This is a genomic window from Streptomyces sp. NPDC026673 (assembly GCF_040638135.1).
GTDB lineage: Bacteria > Actinomycetota > Actinomycetes > Streptomycetales > Streptomycetaceae > Actinacidiphila.
Map to the genome: position 1 here is coordinate 62,306 of NZ_JBEZXR010000005.1, position 23,977 is coordinate 86,282.

21 protein-coding genes are annotated in these 23,977 nt (G+C 72.1%); 14 read left to right on the forward strand and 7 right to left on the reverse strand.

The features are described 5' to 3' along the window. Window positions 1–108: 108 nt before the first annotated feature. A complete protein-coding gene (locus AB0F62_RS05825) occupies window positions 109–1,719 on the reverse strand; it encodes a metallophosphoesterase family protein (RefSeq protein ID WP_361792587.1) in 1,611 nt (536 codons plus the stop codon). A gap of 130 nt (window positions 1,720–1,849) precedes the next feature. Between AB0F62_RS05825 and AB0F62_RS05830 the strand changes: the two genes are divergently transcribed. Continuing rightward, window positions 1,850–2,887 (forward strand): 3-isopropylmalate dehydrogenase, encoded by a 1,038-nt coding sequence (locus AB0F62_RS05830; protein ID WP_361792589.1) that lies wholly within the window; start codon window positions 1,850–1,852, stop codon window positions 2,885–2,887. Between the two features lie 207 nt (window positions 2,888–3,094). Next, on the forward strand, window positions 3,095–4,183 hold the full coding sequence (locus AB0F62_RS05835; RefSeq protein ID WP_361792591.1) for a branched-chain amino acid aminotransferase: 1,089 nt from the start codon (window positions 3,095–3,097) through the stop codon (window positions 4,181–4,183). Between the two features lie 96 nt (window positions 4,184–4,279). On the opposite strand, the gene AB0F62_RS05840 is transcribed toward AB0F62_RS05835, so the two are convergent. Then, on the reverse strand, window positions 4,280–5,704 hold the full coding sequence (locus tag AB0F62_RS05840; protein ID WP_361792593.1) for a cytosine permease: 1,425 nt from the start codon (window positions 5,702–5,704) through the stop codon (window positions 4,280–4,282). Between the two features lie 142 nt (window positions 5,705–5,846). Here AB0F62_RS05840 and ureA point away from each other — a divergent pair, with 142 nt between their 5' ends. The 7 genes from ureA (at window position 5,847) to AB0F62_RS05875 (ending at window position 13,249) form a co-directional block, all read left to right on the forward strand. Further along, window positions 5,847–6,530 (forward strand): urease subunit gamma, encoded by a 684-nt coding sequence (gene ureA / locus AB0F62_RS05845; protein WP_361792595.1) that lies wholly within the window; start codon window positions 5,847–5,849, stop codon window positions 6,528–6,530. Beyond that, a complete protein-coding gene (locus tag AB0F62_RS05850) occupies window positions 6,527–8,215 on the forward strand; it encodes an urease subunit alpha (RefSeq protein WP_361792597.1) in 1,689 nt (562 codons plus the stop codon). Before ureA ends, AB0F62_RS05850 begins: the two co-directional genes overlap by 4 nt. A 14-nt stretch (window positions 8,216–8,229) precedes the next feature. Beyond that, window positions 8,230–9,273 carry an agmatine deiminase family protein gene (locus tag AB0F62_RS05855; RefSeq protein WP_361792599.1) on the forward strand — a complete coding sequence of 348 codons (1,044 nt, stop codon included), beginning with the start codon at window positions 8,230–8,232 and terminating at the stop codon, window positions 9,271–9,273. 25 nt (window positions 9,274–9,298) lie between these two features. Then, complete coding sequence (locus AB0F62_RS05860) at window positions 9,299–9,913, forward strand: TetR/AcrR family transcriptional regulator (RefSeq protein WP_361792601.1); 615 nt, start codon at window positions 9,299–9,301, stop codon at window positions 9,911–9,913. Between the two features lie 354 nt (window positions 9,914–10,267). Continuing rightward, window positions 10,268–11,872, forward strand: coding sequence for a citramalate synthase (gene cimA / locus AB0F62_RS05865; RefSeq protein WP_361792603.1), 1,605 nt, complete (start codon window positions 10,268–10,270; stop codon window positions 11,870–11,872). Window positions 11,873–12,273: 401 nt separating this feature from the next. Then, on the forward strand, window positions 12,274–12,591 hold the full coding sequence (locus tag AB0F62_RS05870) for a hypothetical protein (protein ID WP_361792605.1): 318 nt from the start codon (window positions 12,274–12,276) through the stop codon (window positions 12,589–12,591). 151 nt (window positions 12,592–12,742) lie between these two features. Further along, window positions 12,743–13,249 (forward strand): hypothetical protein, encoded by a 507-nt coding sequence (locus AB0F62_RS05875; RefSeq protein ID WP_361792607.1) that lies wholly within the window; start codon window positions 12,743–12,745, stop codon window positions 13,247–13,249. 140 nt (window positions 13,250–13,389) lie between these two features. Here AB0F62_RS05875 and AB0F62_RS05880 read toward each other — a convergent pair whose 3' ends face one another. Beyond that, window positions 13,390–14,223 (reverse strand): MOSC N-terminal beta barrel domain-containing protein, encoded by an 834-nt coding sequence (locus AB0F62_RS05880; RefSeq protein ID WP_361792609.1) that lies wholly within the window; start codon window positions 14,221–14,223, stop codon window positions 13,390–13,392. 72 nt (window positions 14,224–14,295) lie between these two features. Here AB0F62_RS05880 and AB0F62_RS05885 point away from each other — a divergent pair, with 72 nt between their 5' ends. From AB0F62_RS05885 to AB0F62_RS05905, 5 genes are all read left to right on the forward strand, one after another. After that, entirely contained in the window at window positions 14,296–14,775 is a 480-nt protein-coding gene (locus tag AB0F62_RS05885) for a GNAT family N-acetyltransferase (RefSeq protein ID WP_361792611.1), read from the forward strand. 93 nt (window positions 14,776–14,868) lie between these two features. After that, the gene (locus tag AB0F62_RS05890) at window positions 14,869–15,960 is read left to right on the forward strand and encodes a CoA ester lyase (RefSeq protein ID WP_361792613.1); all 1,092 of its coding nucleotides are present in this window, start codon (window positions 14,869–14,871) and stop codon (window positions 15,958–15,960) included. After that, window positions 15,957–16,829 carry a CoA ester lyase gene (locus AB0F62_RS05895; protein WP_361792615.1) on the forward strand — a complete coding sequence of 291 codons (873 nt, stop codon included), beginning with the start codon at window positions 15,957–15,959 and terminating at the stop codon, window positions 16,827–16,829. Before AB0F62_RS05890 ends, AB0F62_RS05895 begins: the two co-directional genes overlap by 4 nt. A gap of 167 nt (window positions 16,830–16,996) precedes the next feature. Next, window positions 16,997–18,619, forward strand: a complete 1,623-nt coding sequence (locus AB0F62_RS05900; RefSeq protein ID WP_361792617.1) for an acyl-CoA carboxylase subunit beta — start codon at window positions 16,997–16,999, stop codon at window positions 18,617–18,619. Between the two features lie 16 nt (window positions 18,620–18,635). Next, window positions 18,636–18,854 carry an acyl-CoA carboxylase epsilon subunit gene (locus AB0F62_RS05905; RefSeq protein ID WP_089224994.1) on the forward strand — a complete coding sequence of 73 codons (219 nt, stop codon included), beginning with the start codon at window positions 18,636–18,638 and terminating at the stop codon, window positions 18,852–18,854. Window positions 18,855–19,022: 168 nt separating this feature from the next. On the opposite strand, the gene AB0F62_RS05910 is transcribed toward AB0F62_RS05905, so the two are convergent. Genes AB0F62_RS05910 through AB0F62_RS05925 form a run of 4 tightly spaced genes read right to left on the reverse strand, consistent with a single transcriptional unit; the run spans window position 19,023 to window position 23,843 of the window. Continuing rightward, window positions 19,023–20,678, reverse strand: a complete 1,656-nt coding sequence (locus AB0F62_RS05910) for a WD40 repeat domain-containing protein (protein ID WP_361792619.1) — start codon at window positions 20,676–20,678, stop codon at window positions 19,023–19,025. Further along, a complete protein-coding gene (locus AB0F62_RS05915) occupies window positions 20,675–21,472 on the reverse strand; it encodes a nucleic acid/nucleotide deaminase domain-containing protein (protein WP_361792621.1) in 798 nt (265 codons plus the stop codon). Before AB0F62_RS05915 ends, AB0F62_RS05910 begins: the two co-directional genes overlap by 4 nt. Beyond that, on the reverse strand, window positions 21,469–22,050 hold the full coding sequence (locus AB0F62_RS05920; RefSeq protein ID WP_361792623.1) for an SUKH-4 family immunity protein: 582 nt from the start codon (window positions 22,048–22,050) through the stop codon (window positions 21,469–21,471). The genes AB0F62_RS05915 and AB0F62_RS05920 overlap by 4 nt, the downstream gene beginning before the upstream one ends. 35 nt (window positions 22,051–22,085) lie before the next feature. Further along, window positions 22,086–23,843 carry a nucleic acid/nucleotide deaminase domain-containing protein gene (locus AB0F62_RS05925; RefSeq protein ID WP_361792625.1) on the reverse strand — a complete coding sequence of 586 codons (1,758 nt, stop codon included), beginning with the start codon at window positions 23,841–23,843 and terminating at the stop codon, window positions 22,086–22,088. Between the last annotated feature and the right edge of the window lie 134 nt (window positions 23,844–23,977).

Here is a 23,977-nt window from a genome sequence, read left to right on the forward strand (position 1 = left end):
CCCTGCAGCGCGCCCTGGACCGCCGTGACAACGGCGGGTCGACCGGACACGAGCCGCGTTGAGCGGCGCTTCCGTGCCCCGCCCCATCCGCCGTCTGCGCCGCCTCGCCTACCTGGCCGTCCGCGCGATGGTGAAGTGATCGATCCGCTCGCCGCTCTCGGCGAGCGCGGACACGAGCAGCCGCGCCGTTCGGCCGGACGGCGCGGGCTGCGACTCCACGGCCAGGAACGAGTAGCCCGTGTAGCGGACGCGTGACCACTCCACCGTCTCGGTGGCCTTCCGGGCGCCCTTCACCCAGTGATAGGTGTCCACGCTGTCCAGATCCTTGACGTGGCCCTCGTAACTGTCCGGCACGGGGAAGCTGTAGAGGGCCCTGCCCGCGCCGCCCGCCGTGACGTAGACGATGCCGTCCCGCTCGGGGTCGGTGGTCGCCCCGATCGGAACCTCCGCGCCGACGGCACCGCGCCGCACCGCGTCGGTGCGCTCGTAGACGTGGTTGTGCCCGTTCACCACCAGGTCGACGCGGTGCTGCTCGAAAAGGGGCACCCAGGCCTCGCGCACCCCGCCCTCGGAGGCGTGCGCGCTGGTGGTCGAGTAGGCGCAGTGGTGGAAGAAGACGACGACGAAGTCGATGTCGCGCCGGGCGCGCAGTTCGCCCAGGCGCCTGTCCAGCCAGGCGGTCTGCCGGCCGCCGCTGATCCCGCGATTGGCGGGGATCTCGTAGGACACGTCGTTGGCGTCCAGGGCCACGACGGCCACGTTGCCGTAGGTGAAGGAGTAGGCGCCGGGGAGCCGGGCCGGGTCCGGGCCGTTGACCGGCAGCGACCAGCGGGCCTCCTGACCTCCGTAGCCGCTGGGGGAGTACCAGGCCTCCATGTCGTGGTTGCCGACCGCGACCATCCACGGGACCCGTGAGGCGACGCTCTCGGTCTGGGCGAGGAACTGGTCCCAGGTGCGGGCGTCGTAGCTGTCGCCCTCCTCGCCCTGGCCGGAGTCGTCGGCGTAGCAGATGTCACCCGCGTGGAGATGGAACGCCGGGTTCTGAGCCAGGATCAGGCTGTCGTTGGCGAGCGCGTGGTAGCTGACGCCCTGGTCGCCGAAGGCCGTGAAGACGAAGGGCCGACGCTGCCCGGGGACCGGGGCGGTGGTGAAGGAACCGACGGTGGCGTAGGCGGCCGCCGACGCGGGGTCGAAACCCTGGTGGCCGACGCCGTAGTAGTACGTGGTGCCGGGGCGCAGCCCGTCGAGCGCCGCGTGCAGGTAGTACTGGTCCACCGCGGGCAGTTCCTTGCCGAGCGCGGGCGTGTGCAGCGGACGCACCTCGGCCTCGATCCGCAGACCGAGGTCCCAGGGCCGCAGCCCCACCCTCACGAACGGCCGCCGCACCGGCAGCGGTACCTGCCAGGAGACGCGCATCTGGGTCCCGGGGTCGGCTCCGAAGGCCAGGTGCCGGCCGAACGGGGCCACCAGCGAACCGTCCACATGGGCCGCCGCGGGCGGGGCGAGCACCTCGGGGAAGCGCGCGGGCGCCGCGGCGCCCTCCCTTCCGGCGTAGGCGGACGGGCCCAGCACACCGGCTCCGGCGACGATCCCGGCCGCCGCCACGCCGCCGCGGATCACCCGCCTGCGGGAGTGCCGCTCCCTCAGGTAGGCGTGCTGCTCCGCCATGCTCATACGGCCGGCGAGGTGCTCGTCGATGCCCATCCGTGGAGTGTCCATGGATGGGGAATTCCCGGCCCCCGCCAACTCAGCACGGTCAGACGGGTGAACAGCGTCCGACGGGACGGCGGAGTGTCCGCCATGCGGACATCGTGTGTCATTCCATGGACGGGAGAGTAGGGTTCTCGCCATGTCTCGCAGCATCAGTCTCGCAGTGATCCCCGGCGACGGAATCGGCCAGGAAGTGGTGGCCGAGGGTCTCAAGGTCCTGTCCGCCGTCCTTCCGGAGGACGTGAAGCTGGAGACCAAGGAGTACAGCCTCGGCGCCAAGCGCTGGCACGAGACCGGCGAGACCCTGCCGGACGCCGAGCTGGAACAGCTCAAGGTCCATGACGCGATCCTGCTGGGCGCGGTCGGCGACCCGTCGGTGCCCTCCGGCGTCCTGGAGCGCGGGCTGCTGCTGAAGCTGCGCTTCGCCTTCGACCACCACGTCAACCTGCGGCCCTCCCGGCTCTTCCCGAGCGTGAAGGGCCCGCTGGCCGGGGACCCGAGCATCGACTTCGTCGTCGTCCGCGAGGGCACCGAGGGTCCCTACGTCGGCAACGGCGGCTCCCTGCGCACGGGTACGCCGCACGAGGTGGCCACCGAGGTCAGCCTCAACACCGCGTTCGGCATCGAGCGCGTGGTCCGCGACGCCTACGCCCGCGCGCAGGCGCGTCCGCGCAAGAAGCTCACGCTGGTCCACAAGAACAACGTCCTCGTGTACGCCGGACACCTCTGGAAGAACATCTTCGACCGGGTCGGCGAGGAGTACCCCGAGGTCACCACCGACTACCTGCACGTGGACGCGGCGACGATCTTCTTCGTCACCCAGCCCGAGCGCTTCGACGTGATCGTCACCGACAACCTCTTCGGCGACATCCTGACCGACCTCGCCGCCGCCGTGACCGGTGGCATCGGCCTCGCGGCCAGCGGCAACATCAACCCGAGCGGCGAGTTCCCGTCGATGTTCGAGCCGGTCCACGGCTCCGCCCCGGACATCGCGGGCCAGGGCAAGGCCGACCCGACCGCGACCGTGCTGTCCGTCGGCATGCTGCTGCGGCACCTCGGCTACATCGCCGAGGCCGAGCGCGTCGAGGCCGCGGTCGCCGCGGACCTCGCCGAGCGTTCCGGGACGCGCAGCACCGGTGAGACCGGCGACGCGCTCGCTGCGCGAGTAGCCGGCTGACCGCCGGGTTACCCACGCCAGTCGGCCCGGCCGGTCAGCCACCGTTCCACGACTGACCCTGACCTCTCGGGCCGCACATGTATGTCCACGGCCCCGCCGCTGCGATAATCGGCGGTGGGGCCGCTGTGCGAGGGGAAACTCGGACGTCCTAGCACCTGGGGACGGCGGGTGCGGTCCGCCCTGACCTTGACGCGAAGGACACGACACATGACGACGCCCACGATCGAGCTCAAGCCCTCCTCGCACCCGCTGCCCGCCGCGCAGCGTGAGGCGATCCTCGCCAGCCCGGGTTTCGGCCGCCACTTCACCGACCACATGGTGACGATCCGCTGGACCGAGGGCCGCGGCTGGCACGACGCCGAGCTCGTCCCGTACGCGCCGCTCTCCATCGACCCGGCCAACATGACGCTGCACTACGCGCAGACGATCTTCGAGGGGCTCAAGGCCTACCGCCAGCCCGACGGCTCGGTCGCCACCTTCCGTCCCGAGGCCAACGCCGAGCGCTTCCAGGCCTCCGCCCGCCGCCTGGCCATGCCCGAACTGCCCGTCGAGACCTTCATCGCCGCCGTCGACGCGCTCGTCGCGCAGGACAAGGAGTGGGTGCCCAGCCAGGGCGAGCAGTCGCTCTACCTGCGGCCCTTCATGTTCGCCACCGAGGTCGGCCTCGGCGTCAAGCCGGCCAACGAGTACCTGTTCATGGTGATCGCCTCCCCGGCCGGCGCCTACTTCTCCGGCGGCGTCAAGCCGGTCTCCGTGTGGCTCTCCGAGGAGTACGTCCGTGCCGCGCCCGGCGGCACCGGCGCCGCGAAGGCGGGCGGCAACTACGCGGCGTCCCTGGTCGCGCAGGCCCAGGCCATCGAGCACGGCTGCGACCAGGTCGTGTGGCTCGACGCGATCGAGCGCCGCTGGATCGAGGAGATGGGCGGCATGAACCTGTACTTCGTGTACGGGGACAGGATCGTCACGCCCGAGCTCACCGGCTCCCTCCTCCCGGGCATCACCCGGGCCTCCCTGCTGCGGATCGCGGCCGACTTGGGATACGAGGTGAGCGAAGGCCGCCTCTCCGTGGACGACTGGAAGAACGGCAACGCCGACGGGTCGCTGACCGAGGTCTTCGCCTGCGGGACCGCCGCCGTGATCACCCCGGTCGGCTCCGTGAAGTCCACCCGGGCGGACTGGACGGTGGCCGACGGCCGGCCCGGCGAGGTCACCATGAAGCTCCGCAAGGCGCTGCTGGACATCCAGACCGGTCAGGCTCCCGACACCCACGGCTGGATGCACCCGCTGGGCGGCTGACGCACCTTCCGGCGGCGCCGCGCCGAGCACGCGCACGGGCGGCGCCGCGCACCGCCGCCGGTCGGCGGGGAGCGGCACCCCTTACGGCGGCACCTCTCACACCGGGACGGCGATCCGTTCCGGGGTGTCCGCCGGCACGGGGTGCGGGCGGCCCACGTGGAGAGCGAGGTACACCGCTGCGGTGACGGCACCGGATATCAGGAAGCTCAGATCGATCCCGCCGGTCGCGTCCAGCAGGGGCCCGCTGTACGCCGGGGTGTCGACCGCGAGCAGCCCGACAACGGATCCCGCCGCCCAGGCGGCGGCCGCCCGCACATTCCAGCCGCCGCGGTACCAGTACAGGCCGCCTCGGCTGCGCCGGTTGTAGACCTGCAGCGCGTCGGCGTCGTAGCGCCCCCGGCTCCGTGCGAATCCGATGAGGGTGATGACCGCCCACGGGGTGCCCACGGCGGTGAGCAGCAGGACGAACGAGGTCATCGCCTCCTGCGCGGCCCATGTGAAGTGCCCCAGGTAGACCAGCGCCGTGGAGACCGCGGCCACCGCATACGTGGCCTGCGTGCGGGTCGCCCGGGGCAGGATCGCGTCCAGGTCCAGGCCCATGCTGTAGAGCATCAGCCCGGCGTTGCCCACCGAGCCCGCCGAGGCGTTGACCAGCAGCAGCGCCAGGTACCAGGCGGGAGTCGCGGCCACCAGCGGCCCGGCGTAGTCCTCGCCGGCGCCGACCGCGAGTGCGGTGAAGGTGCCGAAGAGCTGCGGCACGAGCAGCCCGGCGACGAGTCCGGCGCAGGTGGCGCCGAAGACCCGCGGCTGGGAGAACCGGCGCGGCGATATGTAGCGCGTGTAGTCGCCGAGCAGGGTGATGAAGGCGATGGGGCCGCTCAGGCCCGCCGAGACCGTGGCGAGCAGCCAGGTCGGCCAGAAGCCGCCGAGCAGGTATGCCGTGCCGGAGGGCGCGGCCGTGGTGAAGTCCCCCGCGTACGCAAAGACCCCGATGGCCAGCAGCACCGTCAGCCCGACGGACAGGGCACGGCTGAGCCGGAGCAGCATCCGGTAGCCGAAGACGGCCGACGTGGCGGTGCAGGCCGCCAGCAGGGCGTAGACGACGGCGTAGCTCCAGCCTCCGGCAGGGAGTCCGGTGAGCCGGTTCAGGCAGCCGACGACCGCGTCGCCGCCGACCCACAGGGTCAACGCGGTGTAGCCGAGGGACAGCAGCAGGCCGATGACCGAACCGAGGAGCCGGCCGCGCACGCCGAAGTGGGCCCCGCTGCTCGTGGAGAGGTTGGTCGCGGTGCGCAGGGAGACCAGGGTGAGCGGGGCGACCAGCAGGGTGCCGACCGCGGTCCCCACGAGGAGCGACGTGAAGGAGGCCCACCAGCCGAGGCCGAACGAGACCGGCAGCCAGCCGAAGACGATCACGCCGAGCGCGAGGTTGGAACCCAGCAGGATGCTGACCAGATCGCGGGGGCGACTCGTCCGTTCGCCGTCCGGGACGGTGTCCACTCCGCGTTGTTCGATCTGCATGGCGGGCTCCCTTGCCGTGCCGGAGAAGTTAGAACGCCATTCAATTTCTCCCGACCGCTGTGCCAGGTAAATACTTCCCAAGGGTGTCTTTCGGGTTTAGAGTGATGTTCTAAACGGTGATCGATGTGGGAGGTGCGGAGGCGTGAGGCTCACCCCGACCGAGCGGGACCGGCTGCTGCTGTTCGGCGCCGCCGAGCTGGCGCGGGCGCGCCGGGCCCGCGGTCTTCGGCTCAATGTGCCCGAGGCCACCGCCCTGATCGCCGACGCGGTCTGCGAGGCCGCCCGGGACGGCGCGCGCCTCGCGGAGGCCGTCGAGGCCGGCCGTGCCGTGCTCGGCCCCGGCGATGTGCTGCCCGGCGTGGCGGACGTCGTCACCGAGATCCACGTCGAGGCCGTCTTCGACGACGGCTCGCGGCTGGCCGTGGTCTCCGACCCGATCGGCGGAGGCTCGCTGGGGGAGGACGCCCCCGGCGCCGTGCTGCCCGGCCCCGCGTATCCCGAGCGGCCCTCGGAGGCGGTCGTGACCGTGCGCAACACCGCCTCCGTGCCGGTCAGCGTGACCTCGCACTTCCACTTCTTCGAGGTCAATCCGCGGCTGGACTTCGACCGTCCGGCGGCGTACGGCATGCGGCTGAACGTCCTGGCCGGATCGTCGGTGCGCTTCGGCCCGGGGGAGGAGCGCGAGGTCGGGCTGGTCCCGATCGGCGGCGACCGCGTGGCGATCGGCTTCGCCGGGCTCGTCGACGGTCCGCTCGACGCGCCCGGTGCCAAGGAGGAGGCGCTGCGGCGAGCCGCCGCGTGCGGGTACCTGGGAGCCGACCGATGAGCATCGATCCGTACGAGTACGCCGCCGTCCACGGCCCGCGCGCCGGGGACCGGGTCCGGCTGGGCGACTCGGGCCTGGTGGTCCGCGTCGAGTCGGACTCGCAGCGGCCCGGCGACGAGTTCCTCGCCGGATTCGGGAAGACCGCCCGCGACGGGCTGGCGCTGAAGGCCGCCGCCGTCCGCGAGACCTGCGACGTGGTGATCAGCAACGTGCTGGTCATCGACGCGGCCGTCGGCATCCGCAAGGTGTCCGTCGGGATCCGCGAGGGCCGCATCCACGCCATCGGCCGGGCCGGCAACCCCGACACGCTCGACGGGGTGGACGTCGTGGTCGGCACGGGCACCTCGATCGTGTCCGGCGAGGGGCTGATCGCCACCGCCGGCGCCGTGGACACCCATGTCCACCTGCTGTCCCCGCGCATCATGGAGGCCTCGCTCGCCTCCGGCGTGACCACGATCATCGGCCAGGAGTTCGGGCCCGTCTGGGGCGTCGGGGTCAACTCGCCGTGGGCGCTGCGGCACGCGTTCAACTCCTTCGACGCGTGGCCCGTCAACATCGGCTTCCTCGGCCGTGGTTCGTCCTCCGACCCGGCACCTCTGGTCGAGGCGCTCGCCGAGGGCGGGGCGTCCGGCTTCAAGGTCCACGAGGACATGGGCGCGCACACCCGAGCCCTGGACACCGCGCTGCGGGTCGCCGAGGAGTACGACGTGCAGGTCGCCCTGCACAGCGACGGCCTGAACGAGTGCCTGTCCGTCGAGGACACCCTCCGCGTGCTGGAAGGCCGCACGATCCACGCCTTCCACATCGAGGGCTGCGGCGGCGGGCACGTCCCCAACGTCCTGAAGATGGCGGGCGTGCCCAACGTCATCGGCTCGTCCACCAACCCCACGCTGCCCTTCGGCCGGGACGCGGTCGGCGAGCACTACGGGATGATCGTCTCCGTCCACGACCTCAAGCCGGACCTGCCGGGCGACGCGGCGATGGCCCGCGACCGCATCCGCGCCGGGACGATGGGCGCGGAGGACGTGCTGCACGACCTGGGGGCGATCGGGATCACCTCCTCCGACGCGCAGGGCATGGGCCGCGCCGGGGAGACCGTGCGCCGCACCTTCGCGATGGCCGGGAAGATGAAGGCCGAGTTCGGCCCCCTGGAAGGGGACGGCCCGCACGACGACAACGCCCGCGTGCTGCGGTACATCGCCAAGCTCACCATCAACCCGGCGATTGCCCACGGCCTCGCCCACGAGATCGGCTCGATCGAGGTGGGCAAGCTCGCCGACATCGTGCTCTGGCGGCCGCAGTACTTCGGCGCCAAACCGCAGATGGTGCTCAAGTCCGGCTTCCCCGCCTACGGCGTCACCGGCGATCCCAACGCCGCCACCGACACCTGTGAACCCCTCGTCCTCGGCCCGCTGTTCGGGGCCCACGGCGCCACCGCCGCCGATCTGTCGGTGGCGTTCGTGGCCCGGCCCGCCCTGGAGCTGGAGAAGGACCGGATGCCCACCCGGCGCCGCCGCGTCGCCGTGCGCGGCACCCGCGGCATCGGACCGGCCGATCTCGTCCTCAACTCCCGTACCGGGCGCGTGGACGTGGACGGCGGGACGGGGCTGGTCACCCTCGACGGCGACCCCCTGCGCTCCGAGCCCGCGGAACAGGTGTCGCTCAGCCGCCTCTACTTCTTGTGACAAGGACCAGCACCATGCACCACCACCCCGCCGCCGACGGCTACGCGATGCCCCCCGAGTGGGCCCCGCACACCCGCACGTGGATGGCGTGGCCCTCGCCCAGCGTGACCTTCGACGGCGCGGAGGACCTCGCCGGCTCCCGCGCGGCCTGGGCGGCGGTGGCCCGGACGATCGCCCGCTTCGAACCGGTGACCGTCGTGGCCCGGCCCGAGGACGCCGTGGGCGCCCGGGAGCTGCTCGGCTTCGACGGCGCGGACGTCACCGTCGCCGAGGCGCCGCTGGACGACGCCTGGATGCGCGACATGGGCCCGACCTTCCTCACCGGCGCCGGCGGGCTCGCGGCCGCCGACTGGACGTTCAACGGCTGGGGCGCCCAGGAGTGGGCCTCCTGGGAGCGGGACGCGAGGATCGGCTCCTTCGTCGCCGACCGGGCCGGGGCCGCGCGCTACGGCACGTCCTTCGTGAACGAGGGCGGCGGCCTCCACGTGGACGGCGAGGGCACCGTGCTGCTCACCGAGACCGTGCAGCTCGACCCGGGCCGTAACCCGGGCTGGACGCGGGAGCGTGCGGAGGCCGAGATCCACGCCTTCCTGGGTACCCGCAAGGCGATCTGGCTGCCCCGGGGCCTCACCGCCGACTACGGCCGCTTCGGCACGCGCGGGCACGTCGACATCGTCGCGGCCTTCGTCCGCCCCGGCGTGGTCGCCGTCCACAGCCAGCAGGACCCGGGCCACCCCGACCACGCGGTCTCGCGGGAGGTCGTGTCCCTGCTGCGGACCGCGACCGACGCCCGGGGCCGGCCGCTGGAGGTCGTCGAGCTGCCCGCTCCCGGCATCCGGGAGGTGGACGGCGAGCCGGTCGACTACTCCTACGTCAACCATTACCTCTGCAACGGCGCCGTGATCCTCTGTGCCTTCGGCGACCCCGCCGACGAGGTCAACCAGAAGATCTTCCAGCGGCTCTTCCCGGACCGCGAGGTGGTCCTGGTGGACGCTCGTACGATCTTCGCCCACGGTGGTGGTATTCATTGCATCACCCAGCAGCAGCCCCGGGTGTGACCGCCCCACCGTCTCCGGAGGAACAGTGACCGGATCCGCCCGTCCGCGGCGGCGGCTCAAGCAGCCCCGCGAGGACGTGATGGCCGCCGCCATGGCGACCATCGCCGAACGCGGGCTGGCCGAGCTGACCATCGCGGGCCTCGGCCGGCAGGTCGGCATGAGCAGCGGCCACATCCTCTACTACTTCGGCAGCAAGGACGAGCTGCTGCTGCAGACCCTCGAGTGGAGCGAGGAGCAGCTCGCCGCCGAGCGCAGGCGGGTGCTGGGCGGTCCCGCCGCCCCCCGCGAGCGGCTCGACGCGGTCATCGACCTCTACCTCCCCGACGGGCGCCGCGATCCGCGCTGGACGCTCTGGTCCGAGATCTGGAACAGGACGACCGCCGCCGAGGAGGTGCTGCGCCGCCAGCTCGACCTCGAACTGGTCTGGCACCGCGACCTGGTCGCCCTGCTCGCCGAGGGCATCTCGCGCGGCGACTTCCGGCCGCTGGACCCGGAGCGCTTCACGGTACGGCTGCGGGCCCTGCTGGACGGCTTCGGCGTGCCTCTGGTCATCGGGCTGCCCGGGATGGACCGGGAGCAGGCGCTGGGGCACGTCAGGGAGTTCCTGGACGAGTCGCTCACCCCCGCGTCCGCCGGCTGACCGGCTCAGTCCGGCGCCCGGGGCCTGAACAGGGCGTTCCTCACGGCCACCGGGCAGGTGACCGCATCATGAGACCGTGTCCCACGTCCGCGGGTCCTGTGGCAGACTGCCGATGTGCCCTCGTTCGCCATGATTATCGGCAGCAGGCGCGCCGGTCCTCAGTGACCGCTCACCGCAGACCTTCGCGGAAGCGATCACCGTGTCCCAGACCCGCGCGCAGACCTCTCGCACCCGCGAGAGGTTTTTTCGTTTCCCGGCCCACCCGCGCCGGAGGCGGCGCAGCGCGAGGGATGATGGGGGCAAGTGGAGCCCGGTCTTCCGGAACCACTCACCCGACAGGAGTTGGAACAAACCATGACGGCCGTACTGGACGACAGCTTCCACGTCTTCGACACCACGCTGCGCGACGGCGCGCAGCGCGAGGGCATCAACCTCACCGTCGCCGACAAGCTGACGATCGCCCGGCACCTGGACGACTTCGGGGTGGGCTTCATCGAGGGCGGCTGGCCCGGCGCCAACCCGCGCGACACCGAGTTCTTCGCCCGTGCCGCCGCCGAGCTGGACCTGCGGCACGCCCAACTGGTGGCGTTCGGCGCCACCCGCCGCGCCGGAGGCAGCGCCGCCGAGGATCCGCAGGTCAAGGCGCTGCTGGAGTCGGGCGCCCCGGTCATCACCCTGGTCGCCAAGTCCCACGACCGCCATGTCGAGCTGGCTCTGCGCACCACCCTCGAGGAGAACCTGGAGATGGTCCGGGACACCGTCTCCCATCTGCGTTCCCAGGGCCGCCGGGTCTTCGTCGACTGCGAGCACTTCTTCGACGGCTACAAGGCCAACCCGGCGTACGCCAAGGAGGTCGTGCGCGCCGCCCACGAGGCCGGGGCCGACGTGGTCGTCCTGTGCGACACCAACGGCGGCATGCTGCCCGCCCAGATCACCGCCGTGGTCCGCACCGTGCTCGCCGACACCGGCGCCCGCCTGGGGATCCACGCGCAGGACGACACCGGCTGCGCCGTCGCCAACACCCTGGCCGCCGTCGACGCGGGCGCCACCCATGTGCAGTGCACCGCGAACGGTTACGGCGAGCGGGTCGGCAACGCCAACCTCTTCCCGGTCGTGGCGGCGCTGGAGCTCAAGTACGGGCGCAAGGTCCTGCCCCCCGGCACCCTCGCCGAGATGACCCGCATCTCGCACGTCATCGCCGAGGTCGTCAACCTCACGCCCTCCACCCATCAGCCGTACGTGGGGATCTCCGCCTTCGCCCACAAGGCCGGGCTGCACGCCTCCGCGATCAAGGTCGACCCCGACCTCTACCAGCACATCGACCCGGAACTCGTCGGCAACACCATGCGCATGCTGGTCTCCGACATGGCGGGCCGCGCCTCGGTCGAGCTCAAGGGCAAGGAACTCGGCATCGACCTCGGCGACGACCGCGAGCTGATCGGCCGGGTCGTGGAGCGCGTCAAGGAGCGTGAACTCGCCGGCTACACCTACGAGGCCGCCGACGCCTCCTTCGAACTCCTGCTGCGCGAGGAGGTGGAGGGCCGCCCGCTGCACTACTTCCGGGTCGAGTCCTGGCGCGCCATCGTCGAGGACCGCCCCGACGGCACCCACGCCAACGAGGCGACGGTCAAGGTGTGGGCCGACGGCCAGCGCATCGTCGCCACCGCCGAGGGCAACGGCCCGGTCAACGCGCTGGACCGCGCGCTGCGCGTCGCCCTGGAGCGCACCTACCCGCAGCTGGCGAAGCTGGAGCTGGTCGACTACAAGGTCCGCATCCTGGAGGGCAAGCACGGCACCGAGTCGATCACGCGAGTGCTGGTCTCCACCACCGACGGCAGCACCGAGTGGTCCACCGTGGGCGTCGGCGAGAACGTCATCGCCGCCTCGTGGCAGGCCCTGGAGGACGCGTACGCGTACGGGCTGCTGCGCGCCGGCGTCGACCCGCGCCGGAACGACTGAGGAGCGCGAGCGAAAGGGGCGGACGCGGTGTATTCGCCCGCGTCCGCCGCGCCGAAAGGGCAACGGGCACAAAGGCGGCTGCCGCGCCGGAATCATCGCCGTGGGCACCGGAATTCCCACGCCGGTATTTCCGGGCGATGGATCCGTCCGGAAGAGCGACCGTCCATGAGTGGACACCCGGCGCCCGGGTCGTTACGGTCGAATGGTCGGCGTCATCGACGTGGGATGACTTGATCCGCAGGTCAGATGGCGTCCGCAGCCGGAATCGACCGGCTATCGTGGTGCCCGGCGCATCGCATTGCAGATTTCGCTCCCTGGCCCGCCGCCGCATGCCGTTTCACGCGCCCCGGCCAGGTCGAGGCACCATCCGCGCGTACCAGATTCCAGGGAAGAAGAAAGTCATGCGCGCCAAGCGAAACATCGCATTGCTGGCCAGCCCCTTCGTCGCGGCCGCGGCGCTGGCGTTCTCGTCGGCGGTACCGGCGACGGCGTCCGCGGACGCGTCGCACCACGCGACGGCGTCCGCGCAGCAGGCTCCCGGCAAGAACGACCCGAAGTACCAGCAGGGCTACAACGCCGGACTGCTCGACGGGCGCTTCGACGGGAACTCCTGCTCGTACTACGACTCCTACAGTCCGCAGACCACGAACTCCAAGTACAGGTCGGGCTACTCCAACGGCTACAACGTCGGCTACAACGCCACCTGCGACGACAGGTAGCACCACCGGCACGACCGGCACCCCGGCGGAGACCCGCGCGCTCGGGCCCCAAGTGCCGTGCATACGCGCGTAGAACGCCGGGCACACTCCTCCTGCTCCACCTGCACCGCCGCCCCACCGGAAGCACGGTCCCCAGCAGGAGGAATCCCCCATGAAGGTCCGCTCCCTCCTGAGCGCGCTCGTTCTCGCGCTCGGAGTGCTGTTCGCCCCCGGCGTCGGCCTGGCCGCGTCCCACGACGCCTACGCCGTCACCAAACTGACGCACGCCCAGGCCACGACGATGTTCCGCAACGCCGGGATCACCTGGTCCTCGTCGGGTGGCTGTTCCAACCGCAACAACGCGACCTGCACGTCCTTCGACCAGCTCAACCAGGCGACCGCCCAGGGCGCGGTGACCCTGAAGGGCGCCACCGGCTGCGCCCTGAACATCACCGGAGGCACCGAGACCGGTCACGCGAGCGGCACCTACTCGCACTGGAACGGCTACAAGCTCGACTACGGCAAGAACAGCTGCGTCACCAACTACATCCACAGCGCCTTCACCTACATCGGCCTGCGCGGTGACGGCGCTCCCCAGTACCGGTCCGGTTCGGGCAACGTCTACGCCGACGAGGGCAACCACTGGGACGTCCTGTACTACAACTGCGGCGGCTGCTGATCCGTGCCGGGTGAACCGCCCGCGGCTCGGTCCCGGCCGAGCCGCGGGCGGTCCCGCGCCTCTACGGCGGGCTCACCGCAGCCGTCGAGTCCAGCACCAGGATCCCGTCGCGGCCCCGGCGCAGCAGCGGCCAGGGCGGGTCACGCCCACGCCCGCACCTCCACCCGGTCGCCCACCGCGATCGTGCCGGGCCGGAGGACCGCCGCCTTCATCGCGAAGCTCACCTTGTTGCCGTACTCCGGCTCGCGCCGGTAGCCCGCCAGGGAGCGCACCGGCTCAGGGCCGGCGGTGCGGCCGGTCGCCTGGTCGACCATCGGCACGGAGCAGCGCATGGCGCGCACGGAGTAGCCGACGCGGACGGCGCCGACGTCCATCAGCCGCACCCGGTCCTCGGTGTGGGGCTCGGTCCAGCCCACGACCACGATGTTGGGGCGGAAGCGGTCCATGGGCACGGGGGCGGCGCCCCGCTCCACGATGCGCCGGTTGAGGTCGTCGAGAGAGGCCAGTGAGGCCACGGAGAGGGCGTGGGCATCGGCGAAATTGACCTTGCCGGGGTGCTCGCCCCAGCCGTCCCGGTCGAAGCCGGGGCGGACCCGGACCAGCCGCGAGGGCACGCCCAGCGCCTCGGAGAACCACGCCGCGGCCTCCTCGCCCTGGTCCACCGCCGGTCCCTGGGGCCGGTCGAAGATGCTGACCTCGCGCAGCGGGCCCTCGTGCGCCACCTCCACCGACAGTTCCCCGGCACCGGGCGCGGACAGCGCCAAGTGCTTCCCGTCGTCGGTGACTTCGACGCGCACGACCGCCATCCGCGGCAGCGTGCGCTGGCTGCGGAAGCTGCCGTCGGAGGCGTCGACGACCATGAACGTACGGTCGTGGACCAGCCCGGTCGCGGTGACCTCGGCGTGCTCCAGGGGCACGCCCGAGCAGCCCTTGACGGGGTAGCAGGTCAGCGAGTGCACGGTCGCGGCGGCCATGGTGCACGTCCTTCCGGGAAGCGGTGGGAAACCCATTCGATCACGGTCCCGCGCCGGGCGTACCTTCCTCGCGTGACCGATGACACAGGGATACGGATCAGGCCCGCCGATGCCTCGGACGCGGACGCGATCACCGCGCTCTTCCTCGCCTCCAGGGCGGCGGCCATGCCCTATCTGCCCCGGCTGCACAGCGACGAGGAGACCCGGTGGTGGATCGCGAACATCGTCCTGGAGCAGTGCCGGGTGTGGGTGGCCGAGCAGGCCGTCACCGGTGCCGCGCTCGGTTTCGCGGCCCTCGACGGCGGCCGGCTCGAGCACCTCTACCTGCGCCCCGACGCGCGCGGACGGGGCATCGGCGCGTCGCTCCTCGACGAGGTCCTGCGGCACCACCCGGACGGCCCACTCTCGCTCCACGTGTTCCAACGCAACACCGCGGCACGCGCGTTCTACGAACGGCACGGCTTCCGCGCGGTCCCGGGCAGCGCGGGCACCGGGAACGAGGAGGGGGAGCCCGACCTGACCTACCGTCTGCACCCGGTGGACACCCGGTGACCAACGGCACACGTACCGACCGGTAACGCGACGGGTCCGCGGATCATAGGGTGAGCGCCGTACGCTCCCCACCCTCGAACCCCGGGAGACCGCATGCGTTCCGCGAAGGACTTCTTCCGACCGCTGGCCGTGGGGGCCCCGGCCCCCGTACGGGAAGTGCCGTTCAGGCCGTCGCGGATGATCCACTTCTTCGATCCGAGCAACGAGAGGATGGCGGCCAAGGTCCCCGCCATCGCCCCCACGGTGGACGTCCTGCTGGGCAACCTGGAGGACGCCGTCTCCGCCGACCACAAGGAGGCCGCGCGGGCCGGCCTGGTGGCCACGGCGAAGGCCCACGACTTCGGCGACACCCAGCTGTGGACCCGGATCAACAGCCTCGACTCACCCTGGGCGCTGGACGACCTGCTGACCCTGGTCGCGGAGATCGGCCACAAGCTCGACGTCGTCATGGTGCCCAAGGTCGAGGGCGCCGAGGACATCCACTACGTCGACCGGCTGCTCGCCCAACTGGAGGCCAAGGCGGGCATCGAGCGGCCGATCCTCGTCCACGCGATCCTGGAGACCGCGACGGGCGTCGCGAACGTCGAGGAGATCGCCGGGGCCAGCCCCCGGATGCAGGGCATCTCCCTCGGCCCGGCGGACCTCGCGGCGAGCCGCCGTATGAAGACCACCCGCGTCGGCGGTGGGCACCCCGGGTACCTCGTGCGGGAGGACCCCAAAGGCCTCCTGGGCACAGAAGGGGAGATGGAACTGCCCCGGCTGACCTTCCAGCAGGACCTGTGGCACTACACGATCGCGCGCATGGTCGACGCCTGCGCCGCGCACGGGATCCTGCCGTACTACGGCCCGTTCGGCGACATCAAGGACACCACCGCCTGCGAGGACCAGTTCCGCAACGCCTTCCTGCTCGGCTGCGTCGGCGCGTGGAGCCTGCACCCGGTGCAGATTGACATCGCCAAGCGGGTCTTCTCCCCGGCGCCGGCCGACGTGGCCTGGGCGCGCAGGGTCATCGACGCCATGGGCGACGGCACCGGCGCGGTGATGATCGACGGCAAGATGCAGGACGACGCCACGGTCAAGCAGTGCCATGTCGTCGTCGAGCTCGCGGAGGCCCTGGCCGCCCGTGACCCGGAGCTGGCCGAGACCTACGAGGCCGCGTACAAGGAGCAGGAGCAGAACCGATGACCGACGCGATCCTGCGGCCGCGCCGCTCCGTCCTCTACATGCCCGGCGCGAACGAGCGGGCCCTGGAGAAGGCCAAGACCCTTCCCACCGACGCGCTCATCCTCGACCTGGAGGACTCCGTCGCGCCCGACGCCAAGCCCGACGCGCGCAAGCGGGTCGCGGCGGCCGCCGCCTCCGGCGAGTACGGATACCGGGAGGTCACCATCCGGGTGAACTCGCCCGGCACCCCCTGGCACGAGGACGACCTGCGGGCCGCGGCGGAGGCCGGGCCGGACGCCGTGGTCGTGCCCAAGGTCGACTCGGCCGCGACCGTGCACGCCATCGAGCGCGCTCTGGAGGCGGCCGGCGCCCCCGACAGCACGGCCATCTGGGCGATGGTGGAGACCCCGCGCGCGATGCTCGACGCCCGCGCGATCGCGGCGGCCTCGGAGCGGCTCGCCGTCCTGGTCATGGGCACCAACGACCTCGCCAAGGAACTGCACGCCGAGCACGTCCCCGGCCGCGCCCCGCTGCTCACCGGACTGTCCCTCGCTCTTTTGGGTGCCCGCGAGGCCGGCAAGGCGATTCTGGACGGTGTCTACAACGACGTCAGGGACATGGCGGGCTTCGAGGCGGAGTGCGTCCAGGGCCGGCAGTTCGGCTTCGACGGCAAGACCCTGATCCACCCCGGGCAGGTGGAGGTCTGCAACAGGGCCTTCGCGCCCTCGCAGGAGGAAGCGGACAAGGCACGGCGCATCATCGAGGCATTCGAGGAGGCCATGGCCGCGGGACGCGGGGTGGTCACGGTCGACGGCCGCATGATCGAGAACCTCCATGTGGATGACGCCCGGCGTGTCCTTGCGCTGGCCGAGGCGGTGTCCGGGAGGTAGCGATCCGGCCGTGTCCGGGTGGACGACCGCTACAAAGAATGGGTCCCGCACGCGACGTGCGGGGCCTTTCTTGTGTTGGTTCTGTCCAGATGCTCCATGAAGCGGGTCCGGACACTGTACGAAGTCGACGCCGATTTTGGCGGCCCCCCGCTCGTATGGTCGATGGCATGAGCGTTTTGGACGAGGTGCCGACCCAGCCCGCCGAGGCCGAAGGGGCCGAAGAGGCCGCGCAGCCGGCGAATGACGCCCGCGGGCGCGTCGCGGAGCTGCACGCCATCCGCGAGCAGGTCCGGCTCGGCCCCAGCGAGAAGGCGACCCAGGCCCAGAAGGCCAAGGGCAAGCTGACGGCCCGCGAGCGCATCGAGCTGCTGCTCGACGAGGGTTCCTTCAACGAGGTGGAGCCGCTGCGCCGGCACCGCGCCAGCGGATTCGGCCTGGAGGCGAAGAAGCCGTACACCGACGGCGTCATCACCGGCTGGGGCACCGTCCACGGACGGACCGTCTTCGTGTACGCCCATGACTTCCGGATCTTCGGCGGCGCGCTGGGCGAGGCCCACGCCAGCAAGATCCACAAGATCATGGACATGGCCATCTCGGCCGGTGCGCCGCTGGTCTCGCTCAACGACGGTGCCGGCGCCCGCATCCAGGAGGGCGTCTCCGCGCTCGCCGGCTACGGCGGCATCTTCCAGCGCAACACCCGCGCCTCCGGTGTGATCCCGCAGATCTCCGTGATGCTCGGCCCCTGCGCCGGCGGCGCGGCGTACTCCCCGGCCCTGACGGACTTCGTGTTCATGGTCCGGGAGACCTCGCAGATGTTCATCACCGGCCCGGACGTCGTCCAGGCCGTCACCGGCGAGAAGATCTCCCAGAACGGCCTCGGCGGTGCCGACGTCCACTCCGAGGTCTCCGGTGTCTCGCACTTCGCGTACGACGACGAGCAGACCTGCCTGGAGGAGGTCCGCTACCTGCTGTCGATGCTGCCGCAGAACAACCGCGAGAACCCCCCGTCGGTCCCCGCCGCGGACCCGGTCGACCGGCGCGGCGACGTCCTGCTGGACATCGTCCCGGCCGACGGCAACCGCTCGTACGACATGCACCAGGTGATCGAGGAGATCGTCGACGACGGCGAGTACCTGGAGATCCACGAGCGCTGGGCGACCAACATCATCGTGGCCCTGGCCCGCCTCGACGGCCAGGTCGTCGGCATCATCGCCAACCAGCCCGCCTCCCTCGCCGGCGTCCTCGACATCGAGGCCAGCGAGAAGTCGGCCCGCTTCGTGCAGATGTGCGACGCCTTCAACATCCCGCTCATCACCCTTCTGGACGTCCCCGGCTTCCTGCCGGGCGTCGACCAGGAGCACGGTGGCATCATCCGGCACGGCGCCAAGCTGCTGTACGCGTACTGCAACGCGACCGTGCCCCGGATCTCGCTGATCCTGCGGAAGGCGTACGGAGGTGCGTACATCGTCATGGACAGCCAGTCGATCGGCGCCGACCTCACCTACGCCTGGCCCACCAACGAGATCGCCGTCATGGGCGCCGAGGGTGCCGCCAACGTCATCTTCCGGCGCCAGATCGCCGAGGCAGACGACCCCGACGCCATGCGCGCCCGCATGGTGAAGGAGTACAAGTCCGAGCTGATGCACCCCTACTACGCCGCCGAGCGCGGCCTGGTGGACGACGTGATCGACCCCGCCGAGACGCGCGAGGTCCTCATCCGCTCGCTCGCGATGCTGCGCACCAAGCACGCCGACCTGCCGTCCCGCAAGCACGGCAACCCGCCCCAGTAAGGGAGAGACGAACCCCGTGAGCACCCCTGCCGACAGCACCTCCGCCGCCCTCGTGCGCGTGGAGCGCGGCCACGCCAGCGACGAGGAGCTGGCCGCCCTCACCGCTGTCCTGCTCGCCCGCGCCGCGGCCCAGGGCCAGGACGCGACCGACTACGTCAAGCCCCGCTCCACGGCCGGCTGGCGCCGCCTGGAGCGGCAGTCCGGCTTCAGCGCGCCGCACAGCTGGCGCAGCTGACCCTCCGGTCCCGTACGACGGCGGCGCGGCACCCCTCGGGGTGCCGCGCCGCCGTCGTGTGGAGGGGGCGCCACCGCCTCGCGGCGCGAGTGACGGGGGTCGTGAGGCGCCGCCCCGCGGGGCTGTGGGGGGCTGCGGGGCCGTTGGGCGGAGGCGCGGGCCGTGCCGTTACGACGCCTCCCGTCGCGTGTGCAGCGCGGCGATCCCCGCCGTTCCGGCGACGAACAGCGTGCCGTCGCCGGCGAGGGCGAGTGCCGCGGCGCGGTGCGGCGGGGTGAGGACCCGGCGTGTCGCCTCGAAGAGGTTCCACAGATGCAGTTCACCGTCGGACCAGGCCGCGGCCACCATGGGTCCCGCGGGGGTGTCGGAGGCCGCGAGAGCGGTCACCACCGCCTCGCGCCGGTCGACGGGTTCGGGCATCGGGTCGGTGCCCGTCTCCCACAGGCGCAGTGTTCCGTCGGCTCCGCCGCTCAGACAGAAGGTCAGGTCGTGCGCCGGTACCTCCAGGAGGGCCAGAGCCGTGACCGGGGCGGGATGCAGTGTGCGGCCCGCGGCGCCCCGGTCGTGGGCGTCCACGTCCCACAGATGGGCGCGGCCCCCGGCGTCGCCCACGACGACGTGGCGGCCGCAGGCGGCGAGGGCGGTGGGCGCGGCGGCCGCCGGGTTGTGGACGTCGGCGATCCGGGAGAGGGCGACGGAGACGTCACCCGCGGGGTGCAGGAAGTCGTTGCCGTCCAGGAGGAGCACGCTCCCCGCGAGCGAGACCGCGGCGACCGGCCGCACGGCGGGATCGGCCGGGACGCCCCGCCGGACGCCGCCGGTCGCCGGGTCGAGGAGCCGCAGCCGGCCCACCGGGTCGGCGGTGAGCAGCGCGTCGCCGCCCAGGGTCAGCGCGGTGACCGGCTCGGGCGAGGCCCACCGGGCGGTCCAGGAGTGCCCGCGGGCCAGGGGGGCGAGGTAGGCGGCGAGCTTCGGGTCGTCGGCGAGCGCGGCCGCGTGCAGGACGGCGGCCCGTTCGGGACCGGTGAGACCCAGCCCGGTGAGTGCGGGAGCGGCGCGGCGCCACACGGCACGCAGCCCCGGCGGGGCGGGGGTGCGGGAGTCCGCCAGGGCGGCCGTGATCGCGGGAGCGGGACCGTGGACGAGGAAGCCCGGGTCACCGGTGAGCCGGCCGGCGGTGCCCGTGGCCAGGGCGAGGCCGAGAACCCGGGCACGCACCGTTTCCGGCGCCCGTTCCCAGTCGGGGCTGCCGGCGGGCCCGGCCGGTACCGAGGCCAGCAGCCCCGCCAACTCCTCGCCGTCCATCGCCGGTTCCGTTGCGGAGAGGGCGCCCGGGAGCGCCACCTCCCGGAACGGCGCGAGCCGGCCGACGGTGCCGGAGTCCGCCGCTTCCACGATCAACCGTACGTGGGGGAGGCGCAGCAGCGGCCCGAGCAGCCCGCCGACGATCTCCGCGGGAGCCGCCCCGAGCGCCTGGTGCAGATCGGGAACCGCGAGCAGGACCGGCCGTGCGTCGCGGGCCAGCCTGCGCAGGACGTCCGGTGCGTCGAGCGGGCCGTACCCGAGTTGGCGGCCCATCTCCCAGGTGAACACCTCGGCCGTGAGCCCCGCGGCGGGCACCAGCGCGTGCACGCGCAGCGCGGGATGGGGACCGGAGCCGGTGACGTACCAGGCCAGGAGCCTGCTCTTGCCGCCGCCGCGCCCACCGGTGAGCAGGCAGAGCCGGGGGGCCGTTCCGTCGGCTGCCCAGTCGAGCAGCGCGCGCCCGGACGGCACCAGGGCGTCGTCGAGCGGCGGCCAGGCCGCGTCGCCGGGCGCCGTCACGCGTCCGCGCTCCCGCGCAGCCGGCGCAGGCCCTCCGCCCGGGACTCCGCGTCCTCGCCGTACGGGAAGGTGTGGGTGAGCCGAGCGTCCGGGAAGACGTCGCCGAGCCACATCGCGCAGTAGTGCCCGGGCAGGAAACACGCCTCCAGATCGGTGTGGACGGCCGTCACCTGCTCCGGCTCGACCCCCGCCGCCCCCAGGGACGCCCACAGCCGCTCCTCCGGGTGAACGCAGATGCCGCTCGCCTGGGTGAAGATCTTCTTCTCCCCGCCCGCGTCCACGACCTCCATCGCCGCGAACCACCGCACGCTCGCGGTGTCCCGGATGTCGTCGAGCACCAGCGGCCACCAGTTCTCGCGGTCGGCGAACGCCGGTTCGTCCAGCGCGCGCAGCCGCTCCTCCAGCCTGCCGAAAGCCGCCCGGGCCTCGGCGGGGTCGTCCGTCCCGGCGATCGCGCCCAGGGCCAGATCCAGTTCGAGCAGGCCCTGCGCGAAGGCGGCGGCCGAACCGCCGACGAACCGGGTCGGCTCGTCGTAGCCGAGCAGGACCGCCCGCACGGCGCCCTGCGCGTCCACGCACAGCTCGTAGCCCCTGTCGTCGCCCAGCCGGGTCCAGGTGTCCTGGCCCTCCCCCCGGACCTCCGCGCCGACGGAGCGCGCGAACTCGCCCAGCGGGACGGGATCGGCGGTGCCGGTGCGGAAGTACGGGCCGACCTGCAGCGGCAGGACGAGTTCTGCCAGCCGGCGCACACCCTCGGCGCCGAACCGCCCGGTGAGTCCTTCGCCCGTGGTCACCACATGCCTCCGCAGATGTCCTCGATCACGGCGTGCCACAGCCCCTCGGAGCGGGCGAAGGGCAGCGGGTCGGCCTCGGAGATCTCCCGGCGCACCTCCGCGGCCGCGCGTCGTACGGCCTCCAGATCCTGGTTCGCGCCGCCCTTGGTGGTGAACTCCGGGCGCCGCACGGCGAGGACCTGCATCGCGTACGCCATGCCCGACAGGTCGGTGTGGACGGGTTCGGCCTCGCCGAGCTCGCCGTGCAGCGCGAGGACGCGGCCCGACGCGCCGTCCAGGGCGAGGGCGCTCCAGGCGGCCTCGCCCAGGAAGAACCAGTGGCGCACGGCGTCCGGGCCGAGTCCGAACGCGGCGAGTTCCTCCTCGCCGTACTCGTCGAGCAGCGGGGTGAGTCCGCCGCCCAGGTCGTCGACGACCTCGAACAAGGCGCCTTCGACGAGGGGCAGGCCGACGTCCGCCAGGAAGGTGCGCGTGGGGACGTGGGAGAGCTCCGGTGCCTGTGCCTGTTCCGGCAGGCGCACCACGGCGTCGGCGCCGAAGGTCCGCACCAGCGTGTCGTGGGTGACGGTGCTGATCATGTCTCCTCTGAACGGCCGTCGCGGCGGCGGTGACGTCAGCGCCGGTGGCGGCCGAGCCGGTTGGTGTAGTCGTTGAGGGCGTCGTTCCCGCGGGCCTGGGAAGCCTCCCGGTTCCGCTTCAGTTCCTCGGGCGTCGCACCCGTTGCGTTCTCACCGTATTCGAAGCTGTGCGACACCTGGACATCCTCCGGGAGGTGGCGTTGGAGCCATTCGCCGCAGTAGTACGGGTACGTCCGGCAGGGCGCGCGCTCGGTGTAGGCCTCGGTCACCCCGTCCCCGGTCCCGCCGCGTATGAGGGGGATGCCCAGCACGCGCTCCGAGTGCCGCGAGTCGGTGCTGTGGCCGACCAGGATGAACTCGTTGTCACCGTCCTTGATCCGGAACGCCGCGTAGTTGCGGTTGCCGTAGTCCCCGAGGGCGTGCCGCGCCATCTGGGTGGCGCGGGACAGATCGGTGCTCCCGGCCTCCACCGGTTCGGAGCGCTTGCGGGGCCCCTCCTTGCCGGGGGGAGTGCGGCCCAGCGGGACCGACCTCTTGCGGTGGCCGGGGAGCGGGTTGCCCCCGTCGATGAGCCTGCCGACCAGCGGATCGTTCGCCGAGTCCGCCTTGGTCCGCGAGATTCCGGTGGGATCGTTGCCGTCGAAGCCGAGCCGGTGCACGGTGCCGTGCTCGTCGACCAGGTACACGGGTGTCTTGTCACCGAAGTTCTGCAGCTGCCCGGCCGAGTGGGTCTTGTGCAGGCCGACGAGGTCGGCGGCGGTGCGCTCGTCGTTGTCCTTGTGGTTGCTGTGCATCTGGCGCACGCCGCGTCGCATGTCCCCGGTGATGTGCGACGCGGCGCTGTCCAGGCCGTTGCCCACGCCCGTGATGACGGTCTCGATGAACTGTTCGGCGGCCTGGGTCAGTTCCCCGCCCTTGCCCTTCGTCCTCGAGTGGTGCCCTCGGGCGCGGTGGAGCTTGTCACGGCCCCGGGACTTCATCTCCTCGCCGTGGTTGCCGACGGAGGCGTCGAAGTCGTCGTAAGCGCCTTCGTCGTGGCGTATCTGGTCGCCCCCGCCTCCACCGCCCCCGCCGCCGCCGCCCCCGCCGCCTCCGGCGCTGGCCAGCACGAAGCTGCCGTCCTTGCCGCCGCTCACCTGGTGCTTGGCGTCCTCCACGCCCTGCTGGAAGCCGTCCTTGCCCGCGTCGGCCGCACGGCCGAGGTCCACGCCGTGCTGGATGCCCAGCGCGTTGGCGCCGAGCTGGATGGCCAGGTCGCCGGCCATGTTGCCCAGGGCCGCGTACACCGGGCCCGTCGCGAGGCCGATGACCTGGTCGAGCGCCTGCTGGGCGGCCTCCTTGAAGAGGCGTTTGACGATGATGCGGGTCGCCTGGGTGGCGCCCGCCGCGCCGAGTTCCGACAGGCCCAGGGTGAAGGGCGCGGCGGCCTGGGCGGCGATGAGCTCGACCGCCAGGATCCCGAGCTGGACCACCGCGCCGATCTTGGCGCCCTCGATCACCAGGGCCACGCCGTCGAGCGCGGTCGCACCGAGCCGGCCGGCATCGGCGAGGTTGCCCAGGTGTGAACCGACCTTGTTCCAGTGGGCGTTGAAGGCATCGACGGCCGGACCCTCGGTCGCCCCGAGCAGGCCGGCCACGGCCTCGTGCAGGCCGCCGCCGCCGTGGTCCACGTCGTCGGCGAACTCCCGGAGGGCCGCGGCCATTTCGCGGTAGTCGTCCTCGTCCACGTTCGGCCACATGATGCCGATCAGGTCGAGGAACCAGGCCAGTTCGTCCGGCAGTACGACGCCCATGAGCAACCCCCGTCGACTCCGGCGCAAGAAGCGGTTCTTCCGCCTCTCTTTTACCAAACACCTTACGAGTGCGAGCGGTTGCTGACCGAATATGAAGGAAACGCGAAGGCCCCGCACATGATGTGCGGGGCCTT

Bases quoted from the DNA above. Each gene is read 5' to 3' on its own strand.
- AB0F62_RS05875 (WP_361792607.1), top strand. From the start codon at position 12,743: ATGAAGGTCCGCTCCCTCCTGAGCGCGCTCGTTCTCGCGCTCGGAGTG.
- AB0F62_RS05895 (WP_361792615.1), top strand. From the start codon at position 15,957: ATGACCGACGCGATCCTGCGGCCGCGCCGCTCCGTCCTCTACATGCCC.
- AB0F62_RS05850 (WP_361792597.1), top strand. From the start codon at position 6,527: ATGAGCATCGATCCGTACGAGTACGCCGCCGTCCACGGCCCGCGCGCC.
- AB0F62_RS05920 (WP_361792623.1), bottom strand. From the start codon at position 22,050: ATGATCAGCACCGTCACCCACGACACGCTGGTGCGGACCTTCGGCGCC.
- AB0F62_RS05855 (WP_361792599.1), top strand. From the start codon at position 8,230: ATGCACCACCACCCCGCCGCCGACGGCTACGCGATGCCCCCCGAGTGG.
- AB0F62_RS05840 (WP_361792593.1), bottom strand. From the start codon at position 5,704: ATGCAGATCGAACAACGCGGAGTGGACACCGTCCCGGACGGCGAACGG.
- AB0F62_RS05825 (WP_361792587.1), bottom strand. From the start codon at position 1,719: ATGGACACTCCACGGATGGGCATCGACGAGCACCTCGCCGGCCGTATG.
- AB0F62_RS05880 (WP_361792609.1), bottom strand. From the start codon at position 14,223: ATGGCCGCCGCGACCGTGCACTCGCTGACCTGCTACCCCGTCAAGGGC.
- AB0F62_RS05830 (WP_361792589.1), top strand. From the start codon at position 1,850: ATGTCTCGCAGCATCAGTCTCGCAGTGATCCCCGGCGACGGAATCGGC.
- AB0F62_RS05900 (WP_361792617.1), top strand. From the start codon at position 16,997: ATGAGCGTTTTGGACGAGGTGCCGACCCAGCCCGCCGAGGCCGAAGGG.
- cimA (WP_361792603.1), top strand. From the start codon at position 10,268: ATGACGGCCGTACTGGACGACAGCTTCCACGTCTTCGACACCACGCTG.
- AB0F62_RS05835 (WP_361792591.1), top strand. From the start codon at position 3,095: ATGACGACGCCCACGATCGAGCTCAAGCCCTCCTCGCACCCGCTGCCC.
- AB0F62_RS05890 (WP_361792613.1), top strand. From the start codon at position 14,869: ATGCGTTCCGCGAAGGACTTCTTCCGACCGCTGGCCGTGGGGGCCCCG.
- AB0F62_RS05870 (WP_361792605.1), top strand. From the start codon at position 12,274: ATGCGCGCCAAGCGAAACATCGCATTGCTGGCCAGCCCCTTCGTCGCG.
- AB0F62_RS05925 (WP_361792625.1), bottom strand. From the start codon at position 23,843: ATGGGCGTCGTACTGCCGGACGAACTGGCCTGGTTCCTCGACCTGATC.